Origin of the sequence: Paenibacillus polysaccharolyticus, assembly GCF_023714295.1 — a bacterium.
Classification (GTDB): domain Bacteria; phylum Bacillota; class Bacilli; order Paenibacillales; family Paenibacillaceae; genus Paenibacillus; species Paenibacillus polysaccharolyticus_A.
In genome coordinates this window covers 1-751 of the sequence record NZ_JAMAUN010000029.1, presented here as the reverse complement: position 1 = coordinate 751, position 751 = coordinate 1, and the positions used below count along the sequence as shown (strand labels likewise).

5 tRNA genes and 1 rRNA gene are annotated in these 751 nt (G+C 53.8%); all 6 read right to left on the bottom strand.

The window, feature by feature from the left end:
- Positions 1–47: 47 nt before the first annotated feature.
- The 6 genes from M3629_RS27970 to rrf all read right to left on the bottom strand — a co-directional run bounded on the left by M3629_RS27970 (position 48) and on the right by rrf (position 730).
- Positions 48–123 (bottom strand) — tRNA-Val (locus tag M3629_RS27970).
- A gap of 123 nt (positions 124–246) precedes the next feature.
- Positions 247–318 (bottom strand) — tRNA-Glu (locus M3629_RS27965).
- A 4-nt stretch (positions 319–322) separates the two neighbouring features.
- Positions 323–398: transfer RNA gene (locus M3629_RS27960), tRNA-Asn, on the bottom strand.
- 3 nt (positions 399–401) lie between these two features.
- Positions 402–477 (bottom strand) — tRNA-Ala (locus tag M3629_RS27955).
- A gap of 27 nt (positions 478–504) precedes the next feature.
- Positions 505–578 (bottom strand) — tRNA-Ile (locus M3629_RS27950).
- A gap of 35 nt (positions 579–613) precedes the next feature.
- Positions 614–730, bottom strand: a 5S ribosomal RNA gene (gene rrf / locus M3629_RS27945).
- Positions 731–751: the final 21 nt, after the last annotated feature.

Below are 751 nucleotides of genomic sequence, written 5' to 3'. Positions count from 1 at the left end.
CGACGAGCTACCGGGCTGCTCCACCCCGCGTCATTAGAAAAAAGATATGGTGGAGGCTGAGGGGATCGAACCCCCGACCCTCTGCTTGTAAGGCAGATGCTCTCCCAGCTGAGCTAAGCCTCCGTAACTATGACCCGTAGGGGATACTCTCACTTCGTTCGAGACTGCGAAGCAGTTCCTAACGATGCTAATCCTCCGACGAACCTTTGGGATTCTCATCCCACTCTTTAGTTATTAAAATAACTATGACCCGTAGGGGATTCGAACCCCTGTTACCTCCGTGAAAGGGAGGTGTCTTAACCCCTTGACCAACGGGCCTTAATGGCTCCCCGAACAGGACTCGAACCTGTGACAACTCGATTAACAGTCGAGTGCTCTACCAACTGAGCTATCAGGGAAAATGGTGGAGCCAAGCGGGATCGAACCGCTGACCTCCTGCTTGCAAGGCAGGCGCTCTCCCAGCTGAGCTATGGCCCCATACATGTATTTCTTATGAAGTTACTATGGGCCTTGGTGGACTCGAACCACCGGCCTCACCCTTATCAGAGGTGCGCTCTAACCAACTGAGCTAAAGGCCCCTATCATTCGAAAAAAAATACCCCATTGGGGTTCCGCTTGGCGGCATCCTACTCTCCCAGGACCCTGCGGTCCAAGTACCATCGGCGCTAGAGGGCTTAACGGTCGTGTTCGGGATGGGTACGTGTGGAACCCCTCCGCCATCGCCACCAAACGAGCATTTGTGAAACAAATG